The sequence below is a fragment of the Curtobacterium sp. UNCCL20 genome, assembly GCF_900101675.1.
Lineage (GTDB): Bacteria > Actinomycetota > Actinomycetes > Actinomycetales > Microbacteriaceae > Curtobacterium.
Genome location: NZ_FNKG01000002.1, coordinates 588,502 through 602,670 on the forward strand (window position 1 = coordinate 588,502; position 14,169 = coordinate 602,670).

Below are 14,169 nucleotides of genomic sequence, written 5' to 3' on the forward strand. Positions count from 1 at the left end.
ATCCGGTGAGCACCGCCGCGACGAGGACCAGTCTGTTCAGCGGACCGTACGCCCTCGCCACCGTCGGCATGGTCGCGATCGTCGCCGTCGCCGCGTTCCAGAACCTGGCGATGACGACGGTCATGCCGGAGATCAGCCGCGACCTCGACGGTGAGACCCTCTACGCCCTGGCCTTCGCCGCGCCGCTCGCTGCCGGGGTGCCGGGCATGGTGCTCGCGGGCAACTGGACCGATCGCGCGGGTGGACGCATCGTGGCATGGGTGTCGGCCGGCATGTTCGCAGTGGGGACCGCGGTGGTCATGCTCGCCCCGACGATGGAGGTGTTCCTCGCCGGACGCCTCGTCGAGGGCTTCGGCGCGGGGGCCATCGACGTCGTCCTGTACGTACTCGTCGCCCGCATCTTCCCGGCGGAGCTGCACGGCCCCGTGTTCGCCGGGTTCGCCGCCGCCTGGGTGGTGCCGGCACTGATCGGTCCGGCGCTCGCGGGCATCGTCACCGACGTGTGGAACTGGCACTGGGTGTTCGCCGGGGCGCTCGTCATCGCGGTCGGCGCGTTCAGCCTGCTCGTCCCCACGCTCAGTCGGCTGCACCCGCCGGCCTTCGGGCTCCGACCGCCGTGGCAGCGCGCGCGGATCGGCTGGTCGGTCGGCGCCGCCGTGGCGATCCTGCTGCTCAACATCGCGCCGGACCTCGGTGTCTGGGCTCGGGTGGCGGCGGTCGTCGTCGGCCTGGTCGGGACCTGGTTCGCACTCCGCCCGCTGCTGCCCGCCGGGACCTTCCGCGCCGCCCCGGGGTTGCCGTCCGTGATCCTGCTGCGTGGGCTCGTCGCCGCGTCGTTCTTCGGGAGCGAGGCCTACGTCCCCTTCCTGCTGCAGGCGAAGGACGGCCTGTCCGCCTCGGCTGCCGGGCTCGCCCTGACCGTGGCGGCGCTCAGCTGGGCCGGGGCGAGCTGGGTGCACGGACGGCTGGGCGAGGAGACACTCACCGCGGCGCGGACCTTCGGCGCCGGGCTGGCCCTCGTGCTCGTCAGTCTCCTCACCGCCCTCGCCGTCGCGACGTTCGGGCTGCCGTGGTGGCTGCTCGTCGTCGGCTGGTTCGTCGGCGGTGCGGGCATGGGTGCGATCTACCCGCGGACCTCGATGCTGACGCTCCGGTTCTCGGGCGAGGGCGACGACGGGTTCGCGAGCTCGGCCCTCACGATCGCCGACGCCTCGGGCAGTGTCATCGGCCTCGCCGTCACCGGTCTGCTCTTCATCGGGACGGGCGGGGCGGACGCGGCGGTGTCGTTCCCGCTCGTGTTCGCCGGGATGACGCTGATCGCCGCTCTGGCGGTCGCCGCGGTCCGTCGGCTCGGACCGGTGCCGGCGCCCGCGACGTCGGCCGCCTCCTCCGCGTGAGGCGCGGCCGAGTGGGCCGACGACCGGGTACCGTGGCAGTCCGATCGAACCCGGGAGGAACCGTCGTGCTGCGCTCCGTGGCCGCCGTCGTGGCGGCGTGCTCGATGCTCGTGCTGGCCGGGTGCCAGGGCACGACGTCGGTGGCGCCGACCCCGGTGGAGAGCTCGGACCTGACGAGCTCGGACGGCGGGTTCGACCAGCACGCCGTCGTCGGCGTGGTGCTCCTCGCAGCCGCCGCGACACCGGGTCCCACGTCGGGAGACGTCGCGCTGCCGGACCGGTTCCGGCAGGACCTGACCTCGGCGGGCTTCCGACCGGACGTCCGCGTCGCGGGTGCCGCCGACCCCGCGGGGGACCAGCGGGCCGCGGTCCGCGCGCTCGTGCGGTCCGGGGCGAAGGTGCTCCTGGTCGAGGCCGCCGACCCGTCCGCCCTGACCGGCGAGATCCAGACCGCGCACGACGCCGGCGTGGTGGTCGTCGCGCTTGGCGACCCGCTGCCCGCGACCGGCACCGGTGGCGACGGGGTCTCGTCGGACTACCGGGTGCAGGGGACCGACTCGGACGCCGCGCTCGTCGGCCGCTCGGTGTCCGTCGTCGAGTCCCTGCAGCGCGGCGAGAAGCCCGCGAAGGGCTGACCGGCGACCAGCGGCCGACCCGCACCCCCGGCGCGCCGCCCGCAAGACCGACCGGCCGGTTCAGAGCAGCCACCCAGCAGTGCCGGGCCGATCCCAGCAACCACGGGTGCCGACTGCTGAGCGGAGGAACAGCATCGGCCCCCGAACGGGTGACATCGTTCGTCGGTGGAACGACCGACTGTCCGCGCGATCCCCGTGCTCATTACAGTCGCCTCACCGCAGCCCACGAAAGCGCTGGGAACGAGACCGCGTCAGCGACCCCGACCAGTGACGGGCTTCCCGCCGAGAGGACCCGAAGTGCATCGACGCCCACCGACCCCAGGTCGGACCACCCCGTCCCGCAGCACCACCACCCGCACCACCGCGATCGCCCTCACCACCGCCGCGTGCACCATCGGCGCGGTGCTCTTCGCCGCCGGCCCGGCCGACGCGGCCACCCGCCACACCCTGCCCGACTCGACCCCGGCGTGGGCGACCTCGGCGAACGACGCCGGCACCGTCGCCGCCTCGACCGACGTCGAGGGCGAGGTGTACCTGCCGCTCCAGGACCAGCGCGGCGCCGAGGCGCTCGCGACCGCGGTCTCCACGCCCGGCACCGCCCAGTACCGGAAGCCGCTCAGCCCGGCCGCCTGGATCAAGCGCTTCGCGCCGACGAAGGCCGACGCCGACCAGGTCACCGGGTACCTGCGAGCCCAGGGCCTGACCATCACCGCCGTGCCGGCGAGTCACGAGTTCGTCGTGTTCCGGGGCGCCGCCTCGGTCGTGAACTCGGTCCTCGGCGTCTCGCTGCACGAGTACCAGCACGCGGGCCGGACCCTCGTCGCGCCGTCGAGCGCGCCGAGCCTCCCCGCGTCGATCGCCGGCCTCGTCAGCGGGGTCAGCGTCGACCAGGGCCGCCTGCTCACCCACCCCGAGCTCGTCCAGCAGGGCGAGACCCCGGCCACGTCCACCCCGGCCCGCTCCCTGAAGCAGCAGGCGACCGGCGCGACCGGTATCCAGGCGAAGTGCTCGCAGTACGACGGCCAGAACACCGCGACGGTGCCGGCGGCCTACGGGAAGACCAGCGTCCACACGTTCGCGTGCGGCTACGTCCCGAAGCAGATCCGGTCGGCGTACGGCGTCGACGGCCTGGCCGCGAAGGGCGTCCAGGGGCAGGGGCAGACGGTCGCGATCATCGACGCGTACGCCTCGCCGTCGATCGTGCACGACACGAACAGCTACTCGGCACAGAACGGCGAGCCGGCCCTGACGAGCGCCACGTTCCAGCAGCGCATCCCGTCGCCGTCCGAGTTCACCGACCAGGTGCTCTGCCAGCAGCCGAGCGGGTGGCAGGGTGAGGAGACGCTCGACGTGCAGTCCGTGCACGCCGTGGCGCCGGCCGCGAAGATCTTCTACGTCGGCGGCACGAACTGCGGCGGCGGCCTCGACGTCGCGATGTCGAAGGTCCTCGACCAGGGACTCGCGAACCTCGTCAGCAACAGCTACGGCGACGTCGGCGAGAACGTCCCGCTGTCGAGCATCCGCGGCCAGGAGAACCTGCACATCCAGGCGGCCGGCGAGGGCATCGGCCTGTACTTCTCGAGCGGAGACAACGGCGACGAGTCGGCCTCCCTCGGCAGTGCGCAGCCGGACTTCCCGGCGTCCAGCCCGTGGGTGACCGCGGTCGGCGGCACGAGTCTCGGCATCGGCAAGAACGGCCGCAAGACGTTCGAGACCGGGTGGGGCGACGTGCTCGACCAGATCGTCAGCAGCGACCGCGGCAACGTGTACTCGACGCCGCTGCCCGGTGGCCTGGTCGGCGGCGGTGCCGGCGGTGGTCGGAGCACGCTCTTCGCCCAGCCCGCGTACCAGAAGGGCGTCGTCCCGGCGTCCCTCGCCGGTGGCCAGCGCGTCTCGCCGGACCTGGCGGCGCTCGCGGATCCCTACACCGGGTTCTCGATCGGCATCCGTCCGATCACGGACGACACGACCCTCGCGACGGGCGACTTCGTCAACGAGACGTACGGCGGCACCTCGCTCGCGTCGCCGCTGACCGCGGCGCTGTCGGCCCTGGTGCAGCAGTCGACGCACACGCGCCTCGGGTTCGCCAACCCGACGCTGTACGCGACGTACCGTGCGGCGCCGTCGGCCTTCAGCGACGTCCGACCGCCGTCGTCGCCGATCGCCCTGGCCTACACCAGTGCGACGTCCGGCAAGGACTACCTCGTCACGCTCGACCGTGACACGTCGCTCACCACCGCCAGGGGGTACGACGACGTGACCGGTCTCGGCGCGGTGTCCTTCACCGGGATGACGCAGGTGGCGCGCCGCTAGGGACGCGACCGTCCTGTCGGTTCCGTCAGTTCCACCAGGACGGGAACGACAGGACGATCGTGTCCACGAGGGCCTTCCGGGAGCGACGGGAGCCCGCCAGCCACGCCTCGATCGCCCCGACGAACCCCTGCGCCACGAACCCCGCGGCGACGTCGTCGAGGAGTTCTGGCCGGTGCTCGCCGTCGAGGGAGTGGATGTGCTGCGCGCTGGACACCGTGAAGTGCTCCACGAGGAGACGGTGCAGCGAGGCGTCGTTCGGGTCGGGCAGCGCCTTCGAGTAGATGTCACGGTGGGCGACCACGTGCTCGACGACGGCGTTGATGCCCCGTCGGGTGATGGCCGCGAGCTCACCGGCACCGGCGCCGCGGTCGGCCGCGGCGCGGCGGGCGTCGGCGTCGTCTTCGCGGATGCGGTCGAGCTCGGGAGTGAGGACGTCGGCGAGCAGCGAGCCGGGGGAGACCGCGTGCGAGTAGAACGTCGCGCGGTTGATGCCGGCGGCCCGGGTGACGTCGGCCACGGTGATCTCGGAGACGGGGCGGTCGGCTGCCAGACGCAGGATCGCTTCGCGGAGCGCCGCCGTCGTGTGCAGGATCCGGGCATCCACCATGACCCCCACCCCATTCCTGATCCGGTTCCGCCCGGCCTGCCGAGCAGTCCGACGCTATCGCATGCCCCGCGCTCCGACGGTCCCCGGGACGCGGAAACACGCTGGAATCCCACAGCCGGGTCATCGGGAGCGCTCACACGACCCGTAGGATGGTTCCGCGGGCGAATCGATTCGATTCGATTGCGGCCGCGATCACCTCCTCACCACACCCTCACCGTCGAAGGACTCCTGCTCGTGACCGCGCCCGCCACCACCGGTTCGCTCCGGGTCGTCCTGCACCCCGGAGACTCGCTCTCCCGCAGGCAGCGACTCGTCTACGTCTTCGTCCTGGGCGCACTCACCGCGCTCGGGCCGTTCACGATCGACCTCTACCTGCCCGCGTTCCCGTCGATCAAGGACCAGTTCGGCATCACCGACGGGGCGGTCCAGCTCACCCTGACGGCCACCACGCTCGGCTTCGCGGTCGGCCAGCTGCTCGTCGGTCCGTGGAGCGACAAGGTCGGTCGTCGCCTGCCCCTCATCATCGCGACCTCGGTGCACGTCGCCGCCTCGGTCGGCGCGGCACTGGCGCCGAACGTCGAGGTCCTCGCGCTGTTCCGCGTCCTGCAGGGCATGGGAGCGTCGGCCGGTGGCGTCGTCGCGATGGCGACCGTGCGCGACCTCTTCGGTGGCAAGCCGCTCGTGCGGATGCTGTCCCGGTTGGCGATGGTCAACGGGCTCGCGCCGATCCTCGCGCCGCTGATCGGCTCGCAGATGCTCCGGTTCGTCAGCTGGCACGGGGTGTTCGTCTTCCTCGCCTGCTACGGCGCGGCCGTGGTCCTCGCGTCCGTCCTGCTCATCGTCGAGACGCTGCCGCCGGCCCGTCGGCACGAGTCCGGCCACTCGACCATCGGTCAGCGGTACAAGGCGCTCTTCTCGGACCGGATCTTCGTCGGGGTCGCGCTCATCGGAGCGATGGTCTTCAGCGGGCTCTTCTCGTACCTCAGCGCGTCACCGTTCCTGTTCCAGGGGCTCTACGGGCTCGACGCGCAGCAGTACGGCCTGCTCTTCGCGGTGAACTCGGTCGGCGTCGTCATCGGCGTGCAGGTGTCGTCACGGTTGGCGCAGCGCGTCGGACCGCAGTGGATCCTGGCGTGCTCGACGGCGACGCTGTTCACGGCGGCGGTCGCGATCATGGTGCTCGACCAGCTCGGTGCCGGACTCGTCGGCGTGCTCATCCCGCTCTGGTTCTTCATCGCCGCGTGCGGGTTCTCGTTCCCGCTCGTCCAGGTGATCGGTCTCGCGGCCCACGGCAAGGAAGCGGGGACGGCGGCATCCCTGCTCGGTGCTCTGAACTTCGGCGTCGCCGGGCTCATCTCGCCGATCGTCGGCTGGATCGGCATCACCACCGCCACCCCGATGGCCGCCGTGATGGCCTGCACCTCGACCGTGGCGATCGTGATCCTCTGGGCCGTCGTCCGGCCCCGGACGGTTCCCGAGCTGACCCACTGACGGATTCGTTCCACCGCGCGCCCGTCGTCCATATGCTGAGCGCATGAGCGACGCGGTGGACCAGGCCCGAGCGGCAGCGGAGGCGGCCAGGGCCGCCGCGGACGAGGCACGACGGCTCGCCGACGAGGCCGCGGCGCGCGCCGATGAACTCGCGGCGGCCCTGCAGGCCGCCGTGCCGGAACCACCGGCCGAACCGGCGGCGGAGGCCGTTCCGGCACCTGCCGCGGTGCCCGCGGCGGTGGACGCGGCCACCCCCGACGCCGAGGCGGCGTCGGGAACCGGCACCGTGCCTCCAGGCGGACCACTCGGCGCCGAGGCGGTCGCGACCATCCGCGACGGCTACACCGTCGAGGGTGCCGCCCTCGAACTCGGCGCCCTCGTCAACGGCGACGCGATGCCCGACGTGCAGGTCCGCATCCCGCTCGGCATGCTCAACCGGCACGGCCTCGTCGCCGGCGCGACCGGGACCGGCAAGACCCGCACGCTGCAGGTCCTCGCCGAGCAGATCGCCGCGAACGGGGTCCCCGTCTTCGCCGCCGACATCAAGGGCGACCTGTCCGGGCTCGCCGTCGCCGGGCAGGCGAACGACAAACTCCTCGCCCGCACCGCCGGCATCGGCCAGCAGTGGCAGGCCGTCGCCAGCCAGGCCGAGCTGTACTCACTCGGCGGGCAGGGGACCGGTGTGCCGATCCGCGCCACCGTCTCCGGGTTCGGGCCGCTGCTGCTGTCGAAGGTGCTCGGGCTGAACGACACGCAGGAGTCCTCGCTCGGCCTGGTCTTCCACTACGCCGAGGGTGCCGGTCTGCCGCTCGTCGACCTGTCCGACCTGCGGAGCGTCCTGACGTTCCTCGTGAGCGACGCCGGCAAGGGGGAGCTCGCCGAACTCGGCGGCCTGTCGAAGCAGACCGCCGGGGTCATCCTCCGCGAACTCATCACCTTCGCCGACGCCGGTGCCGACCAGTTCTTCGGTGAGCCCGAGATCGACACCCAGGTGTTCCTCCGCACCGCCGCCGACGGCCGTGGGATCGTCAGCCTGCTCGAGGTGCCCGGCGTGCAGGACCAGCCCGAGGTGTTCTCGACGTTCCTGATGTGGCTGCTCGCGGACCTCTTCAACGAGCTGCCCGAGGTCGGCGACCAGGACAAGCCGAAGCTCGTGTTCTTCTTCGACGAGGCCCACCTGCTCTTCTCTGGCGCCTCGAAGGACTTCACCGAGCAGATCGTCCGGACCGTGCGGCTCATCCGCTCGAAGGGCGTCGGCATCTTCTTCGTCACCCAGACCCCGAAGGACGTCCCCAACGACGTGCTCGCACAGCTCGGCTCCCGGATCCAGCACCAGCTCCGTGCGCACACCCCGGACGATGCGAAGGCCCTGCGGGCGACGGTGTCCACCTACCCGACGAGCGACTACGACCTCGGCGAGGTCCTCACGTCCCTCGCCACCGGTGAAGCGATCGTCACCGTGATGAACGAGAAGGGTGCGCCGACGCCCGTCGCCTGGACCCGGCTCCGCGCGCCCGAGGGGTCGATGGACCCGATGCCCGCGGCCGAGATGCAGGCGCGCGTGCAGGCGTCACCGCTCCTGGCCACCTACGGGACCCGGCTCGACCCGGACTCGGCCTACGAGATGCTCGCGCGCCGGATGGAGGCCGCAGCCGCCGAGGCCGCCGCTGCCGACGCCGCGAAGGACGCGGCGCTCGCCGCTGCCGAGGCCGAGCAGGAAGCCGCGCGGACCGCGGCCGCCGCGGCGAAGGAGGCCGCAGCCGCCGAGAAGCAGGAGGCACGCGAGCGGGCTGCGGCGCAGAAGGAGTACGAGCGGACCCAGCGCGAGTTCGAACGGGCCGAACGTGCGGCGGAGGCCCGGCGGTCGAAGCGGTCGCCGTCGCGGACGACGACGTCACGGAAGGCGGGCGACCCGCTGTCGGACCTGCTCGGGTCGGGGCTCGGCGGGACGATCGCCAAGGAGGTCGTGCAGGGGATCTTCTCGACGCTGCGGCGGCGGCGCTGAATCGGTGCAGCTCGGCCGGCGCAGCTCGGCCGGTGGAGTTCGGTCGATGGAGTTCGGCCGTCGGCGCTCTGTCGCTGAACCGTCGGCCCTGGGCCGTCAGGAGCCGATGATGCCGGCGGTCTCGACGACGAGCAGTCCGGCCACCGCGACGACCGCGAGCGCGCCGACGGTGATGTACGCGGCACGCTGCTCGTACCAGGCCCGGCTCGCGGGGTAGCGCCGCACGAAGTCGCGGAGGGACACCGGGCGGGCCTCGTCCGTGACCTGCACGCCGAGGGCCTCGACGACCTCGTCGATTCCGTGGTCGCCCCAGACATCGGCCCGGAGTCGGAACAGGTGCGCCCCGGCGGCGTCGAGCGCCACGAGCTCGCGGGTCGTCCGCTCGACCGTGCTGCCGTAGGTGGTCGCGAGGACCAGGCTGTGCACCCGGTCGCGAGCGATCCGACGGTTCTGGGTGACGACTCCGCGGACCGTGACCCCGGCCGGGTCGATGCCGATGAAGGCGGTCGCCAGACGGACGAAGACGATGCCGACGACGATCGCGGTGACGATGACGACGGTGGCGACGAAGGTCCAGAGGCGCAGGGGGAGCGAGACCCAGACGAGGGCGACGGCGAGCGGGACGGCCGAGAACACGACGCTGAGGATCGTCGACCGCACGAGCGAGCGCCGCGGTCGGAGGACCACGTCGTACGCGTTCGCCCGCGGCTGTGCAGCCGTCGGTGCCGTCAGGTCCCCCACGTGGACTCCTCGTCCTTCGGGTGCCCGGGCAGCGCTGATCGCCCACCCGGGGAGCGACGCCCCTGCCGCTCCGTGCACCGTGTCCGACCCGTCCCGGGGTCGTCCGTCTGGGCAGTCTAGGCGACCGACGGGTATCGGGGACAGCCCGTTCCACCCCGCGGCGTCGTTTCGGGGCCAGTCCATGGGGAACGGGGTGCAGCGTGGTCCGCCGGGTGGGGGACCACTGTGGCCGTCACGCGCGGGAGGTCGAGACGAGACAGGTCCTCGGACGACGAAGCCCCCGGGACCGATCGGTCCCGGGGGCCCGGGGGCTGCGCGCGCACCCGACTGCTACTGGCGGAGAATGGGGGATTCGAACCCCGCAGTTGGGTGCTGCGCGCGCACCCAACTGCTACTGGCGGAGAATGGGGGATTCGAACCCCCGAGGGCTTGCACCCAACACGCTTTCCAAGCGTGCGCCATAGGCCACTAGGCGAATTCTCCTGGCGCCATCTCGCGATGACGACACCCTATGGTACAGGTCTTCGCGGGTGTGGATGACCACCGCTCTCCACAGGCCCGTCCGCTCCCAGTTGTCACGACAAGGGCGCGGCTACCCTGGGTCCGTGTCGACCCGCATCTACATCACGTCAGCAGAAGGACACACGGGCAAGAGCACCGTCGCGCTCGGTGTCCTCGAGACCCTCGCACGCTCGGTCGGACGGGTCGGCGTGTTCCGCCCGGTCGCCCGGTCGGTCGACGAACCGGACTACGTGCTCGAGCTCCTGCTCCAGCACACCGCGGTCGGCATCTCCTACGACGACGCCGTGGGCGTGACCTACGACGACGTGCACGCCGACCCGGACGCCGCCCTCGCGACGATCGTGACGCGGTTCGCCCAGGTCGAGCGGCAGTGCGACGCGGTCGTGGTGCTCGGCTCGGACTACACCGACGTCGGCAGCCCCACCGAGCTCTCCTTCAACGCGAAGGTCGCGGTCAACCTCGGCGCCCCCGTGCTCCTCGTGCTCGGTGGCCGCGACGCCGCCGAGCGCGCCGCCCGCACGCCCGAAGCGATGGCGCAGGTCGCCGACGTGACGACGAGCGAGCTCCGCGCGGCGCACGCCCAGCTGTTCGGCGTCATCGTGAACCGCGCCGACCCGGACGCCCTCGCCGAGATCGTGTCCAGCGTCGGGCACGCCGTGCACGACGACCACCCGGACGTCCCGGTGTGGGCCATCCCCGAGGACCGCGTGCTCGTGGCCCCCACGGTCCGAGCCCTGCTGGCGGCGACGGGGGCGACCCTCGTCCGTGGCGACGAAGCACTCCTCGACCGCGAGGCGCTGGGCACCGTGGTCGCCGGCATGAGCATGGAGAACGTGCTGCCGCGCCTGATCGAGGGCGGCATCGTGGTGGTGCCGGGCGATCGCAGCGACGTCCTCATCGCCACCCTCCTGGCGAACCAGTCCGAGACCTTCCCGAGCCTCGCCGGCGTGATCCTCAACGGCGGGTTCGAGACGGCGCCGCAGATCTCCCGGCTGCTCGAGGGGCTGTCGAGCTCCCTGCCGATCGCCCAGAACGACCTCGGGACGTACGACACCGCGCTCCGCATCACCCAGACGCGTGGCCGGCTCGCCGCGGATTCACCGCGGAAGGCCGACCTCGCGCTCGCGCTCTTCGAGCAGCACGTCGACGCCGATGCCCTGCGCGACCGGCTCCAGCTCACCCCGTCCGGCGTGGTCACCCCGCTCATGTTCGAGCACGGGTTGCTCGACCGTGCCCGCGGGTACGGGAAGCGCATCGTCCTGCCCGAGGGGGACGACGACCGCATCCTCCGTGCCGCCTCGACGCTGCTGCAGCGACAGGTGTGCGAGCTGACGATCCTCGGCGACCCCGCTGCGATCCGGACCCGGGCGACCGAGCTCGGCCTCGACCTCGACGCTGCGCAGCTCGTCAGCCCGTTCGACCCCGAGCTCCGCGAACGCTTCGCCGAGGAGTACACGAAACTCCGCGCGCACAAGGGCATGAGCATCGAGCTGGCCCGCGACACCGTCACCGACGTGTCCTACTTCGGCACGCTCATGGTCCAGCTCGGCCTCGCCGACGGCATGGTCTCCGGCGCGAAGCACACCACCGCGCACACCATCCGGCCGTCCTTCGAGATCATCAAGACCCGCCCGGACACCTCGATCGTGTCGAGCGTGTTCCTGATGGCCCTCGCCGACCGGGTCCTGGTCTACGGCGACTGCGCGGTCATCCCGGACCCGACGAGCGAGCAGCTCGCGGACATCGCGATCTCGTCCGCCGAGACCGCGACGCAGTTCGGCATCGACCCGCGCGTGGCGATGCTCAGCTACTCGACCGGCGACAGCGGCACCGGCGCGGACGTCGACAAGGTCCGGGCGGGCACGGCGTTCGTCCGCGAGCGTCGACCCGACCTGCTCGTCGAGGGCCCGATCCAGTACGACGCCGCCGCCGACCCGACGGTGGCGAGCACCAAGATGCCCGACTCGCCGGTCGCGGGCCGGGCGACGGTGTTCATCTTCCCGGACCTCAACACCGGCAACAACACCTACAAGGCCGTGCAGCGTTCGGCCGGCGCCGTCGCGATCGGTCCGGTACTCCAGGGCCTGCGCAAGCCCATCAACGACCTCTCCCGCGGGGCGCTCGTCGGCGACATCGTGAACACGGTCGCCATCACGGCGATCCAGGCCGGCACCGCGTCCGACGCGGCCTGACCGCCCGACCCGCACCGCGCCTCCAGGCACCAACAGAAAGCGACCATCCCGTGACCGCAGCCCTCGTCGTGAACTCCGGTTCGAGTTCGTTCAAGTACCAGCTCATCGAGCTCGAGGGGGAGCGGACGCTCGCCTCCGGCCTGGTGGAGCGCATCGGCGAGTCGACGGGCGCGTGGAAGCACACCAACGCACTGACGGGGGAGTCGTCGTCGAACGACTCGGCGGCCGTCCCGGACCACGCCGCCGGGTTCCAGGCGATGATCGACGCATTCGGCAAGGTGGGCCCGTCGTTCGACGAGTACCCACCGGCCGTGGTCGGGCACCGCGTCGTGCACGGCGGGACCACCTTCGACGCGGCCACGGTCGTGACCGACGACGTCGAACGGCAGATCGAGGAACTCAGCAGCCTCGCGCCGCTCCACAACCCGGCCAACCTCTCCGGCATCCGTGCGGCGAAGCAGGTCTTCGCGGACGTGCCGCAGGTCGCCGTCTTCGACACCGCGTTCCACCAGACGATGCCCCCGCACGCGTACACGTACGCGATCCCCGCGGACCTCGCGGCGAAGTACGCGATCCGCCGGTACGGCATGCACGGCACCAGCCACAAGTACGTCTCCGAGCAGGCGGCGGTGTTCCTCGACCGGCCCCTCGGCGAACTCAAGACGATCGTGCTGCACCTCGGCAACGGGGCGTCCGCCGCGGCGATCGACGGTGGGAAGTCGATCGAGACCTCGATGGGGTTGACCCCGCTCGAAGGGCTCGTGATGGGCACCCGCTCCGGTGACCTCGACCCGGCGGTCCTCATCCACCTCCACCGCGAGGCGGGGCTGTCCTTCGACGAGCTCGACACGATGCTCAACAAGGAGTCCGGGCTGCTCGGGCTCACCGGCAACGGCGACATGCGCGACGTGCAGGACGCCGCCCTGCACGGCGACGACGAGGCCGAGGCGGCGCTCGCCGTGTACCGGCACCGCATCCGCCGGTACGTCGGCGCCTACACGGCACAGCTCGGCGGGCTCGACGCGGTCGTCTTCACCGCAGGCGTGGGGGAGAACAACGCGCTGCTGCGCCGGCGCGTGCTCGCCGGGCTCGAGCACCTCGGGATCGAGATCGACCCCGACCGCAACGAGTTGGCCTCACGGGAGGCGCGGCGCATCTCCACGGACGGCTCACGTGTCGCGGTGCTCGTCATCCCGACGAACGAGGAGCTCGAGATCGCCCGGCAGTCGGCTGCGGTCGCGCTGTAGCGCCGGGGTGCGCGCTGGCGCTGGCGCGGGCACTGGCGCAGGCGTTGGTGCCGGCGCCGGCGCCGGCACCGGCACCGCTCAGCCGAGTGCGGCGAGGGCCGCGGGGATCGGGGTGTCGCCGCTGGTGACCTCGAACTGGACGCCGACGGCGGTGTCGTCGAGCAGGGCGTGCAGCACCACGGCCGCGACGTCCACGCGCGGGATGGTCCCGCGCGGAACGGTACGACCGACGTCCACCGTGCCCTGCGCGGGCGTGTCGAGCAGGCCGCCGGGCCGGACGATCGTCCAGCGCAGGCTGCGCGCGCGGAGGTTCGCGTCCGCCTCGGCCTTCGCACGGAGGTACACCTGGAACACGTCGGCCTCGCTGCGGGCGGGCACGACGGCGCGCTCGGGGTCGTAGGTGTCGGCCGCCATCGCCGAGATCATCACGTAGCGTCGGATGCCGACCCGCTCCGCCGCGTCGGCGAGCAGGATCGCGCCGTCCCGGTCGAGCGACAGCTTCCGCTCGGCGCCGCTGTTCGGCCCGGCACCGGCGGCGAACACCACGGCGTCCACACCGCGGAGGCGGAGCGCGAGCTCGTCGTCGTCGAGCTGCTCGAGGTCGGCGACGATCGCGGAGGCACCCTGCTGCTCCACGTCCTCGACGTGCGCGGGGTTCCGGACGATGGCGACGGCGTCGTGGCCGGCGTCCGTGATCAGGCGGGCGAGGTGGAGGGCGATCTTGCCGTGTCCTCCGGCGATGGCGATCTTCATGTGTCCGATTGTGCCCGCTCCGTCCGGTAGACTGTTCGGCGGCTCCTCACGTGACGCCATCCAGGCCAACTCCCCCAGGGCGGAAACGCAGCAAGGGTAACCGGGCTCTGGCGGGTGCGTGAGGAGTCTTCTTCGTCTCCACCGGGCCGCGTGCTGCGGACCGGTGCGCTGCGCTCTCCGACACCGATCGTCACCTTTTCGTCACGACGTGCGGACACGAACCTGATCGTGTGTAAAGATCACCTCCAGGAACTCCCAACCAGGGT

The 14,169-nt window shown here is 72.0% G+C and carries 10 protein-coding genes, 1 tRNA gene and 1 other RNA gene; 8 read left to right on the forward strand and 4 right to left on the reverse strand.

Annotation, left to right across the window (positions count from 1 at the left end; genetic code table 11):
* The first annotated feature begins 5 nt into the window (after positions 1-5).
* The 3 genes from BLT36_RS12165 (at position 6) to BLT36_RS12175 (ending at position 4,345) form a co-directional block, all read left to right on the forward strand.
* On the forward strand, positions 6-1,397 hold the full coding sequence (locus BLT36_RS12165; RefSeq protein ID WP_092095441.1) for an MFS transporter: 1,392 nt from the start codon (positions 6-8) through the stop codon (positions 1,395-1,397).
* A 65-nt stretch (positions 1,398-1,462) separates the two neighbouring features.
* A complete protein-coding gene (locus tag BLT36_RS12170; RefSeq protein WP_092095443.1) occupies positions 1,463-2,032 on the forward strand; it encodes a type 1 periplasmic-binding domain-containing protein in 570 nt (189 codons plus the stop codon).
* 297 nt (positions 2,033-2,329) lie between these two features.
* Positions 2,330-4,345 (forward strand): S53 family peptidase, encoded by a 2,016-nt coding sequence (locus tag BLT36_RS12175; RefSeq protein ID WP_254787601.1) that lies wholly within the window; start codon positions 2,330-2,332, stop codon positions 4,343-4,345.
* Between the two features lie 25 nt (positions 4,346-4,370).
* Here the strand turns inward: BLT36_RS12175 and BLT36_RS12180 are convergent, their stop codons facing one another.
* A complete protein-coding gene (locus tag BLT36_RS12180; RefSeq protein WP_092095445.1) occupies positions 4,371-4,952 on the reverse strand; it encodes a TetR/AcrR family transcriptional regulator in 582 nt (193 codons plus the stop codon).
* 234 nt (positions 4,953-5,186) lie between these two features.
* Between BLT36_RS12180 and BLT36_RS12185 the strand changes: the two genes are divergently transcribed.
* On the forward strand, positions 5,187-6,443 hold the full coding sequence (locus BLT36_RS12185) for a multidrug effflux MFS transporter (RefSeq protein ID WP_092095447.1): 1,257 nt from the start codon (positions 5,187-5,189) through the stop codon (positions 6,441-6,443).
* Between the two features lie 43 nt (positions 6,444-6,486).
* Positions 6,487-8,448 carry a helicase HerA-like domain-containing protein gene (locus BLT36_RS12190; RefSeq protein WP_092095448.1) on the forward strand — a complete coding sequence of 654 codons (1,962 nt, stop codon included), beginning with the start codon at positions 6,487-6,489 and terminating at the stop codon, positions 8,446-8,448.
* 96 nt (positions 8,449-8,544) lie between these two features.
* Here BLT36_RS12190 and BLT36_RS12195 read toward each other — a convergent pair whose 3' ends face one another.
* Both BLT36_RS12195 and BLT36_RS12200 read right to left on the reverse strand, forming a co-directional pair.
* Positions 8,545-9,189: a hypothetical protein gene (locus BLT36_RS12195; protein WP_092095450.1), complete on the reverse strand. Its 645-nt coding sequence runs from the start codon at positions 9,187-9,189 to the stop codon at positions 8,545-8,547.
* Positions 9,190-9,584: 395 nt separating this feature from the next.
* Positions 9,585-9,672: transfer RNA gene (locus BLT36_RS12200), tRNA-Ser, on the reverse strand.
* Between the two features lie 122 nt (positions 9,673-9,794).
* Here BLT36_RS12200 and pta point away from each other — a divergent pair.
* Together pta and BLT36_RS12210 are read left to right on the forward strand one after the other, a co-directional pair.
* Positions 9,795-11,903, forward strand: a complete 2,109-nt coding sequence (pta, locus tag BLT36_RS12205; protein ID WP_092095452.1) for a phosphate acetyltransferase — start codon at positions 9,795-9,797, stop codon at positions 11,901-11,903.
* A 50-nt stretch (positions 11,904-11,953) separates the two neighbouring features.
* Positions 11,954-13,150, forward strand: a complete 1,197-nt coding sequence (locus BLT36_RS12210; protein ID WP_092095454.1) for an acetate/propionate family kinase — start codon at positions 11,954-11,956, stop codon at positions 13,148-13,150.
* A 78-nt stretch (positions 13,151-13,228) separates the two neighbouring features.
* Here the strand turns inward: BLT36_RS12210 and BLT36_RS12215 are convergent, their stop codons facing one another.
* The gene (locus BLT36_RS12215) at positions 13,229-13,903 is read right to left on the reverse strand and encodes an SDR family oxidoreductase (protein ID WP_092095456.1); all 675 of its coding nucleotides are present in this window, start codon (positions 13,901-13,903) and stop codon (positions 13,229-13,231) included.
* Between the two features lie 37 nt (positions 13,904-13,940).
* Here BLT36_RS12215 and ffs point away from each other — a divergent pair.
* An RNA gene (ffs, locus tag BLT36_RS12220) (signal recognition particle sRNA small type) lies at positions 13,941-14,037 on the forward strand.
* The last annotated feature ends 132 nt before the right edge of the window (positions 14,038-14,169 follow it).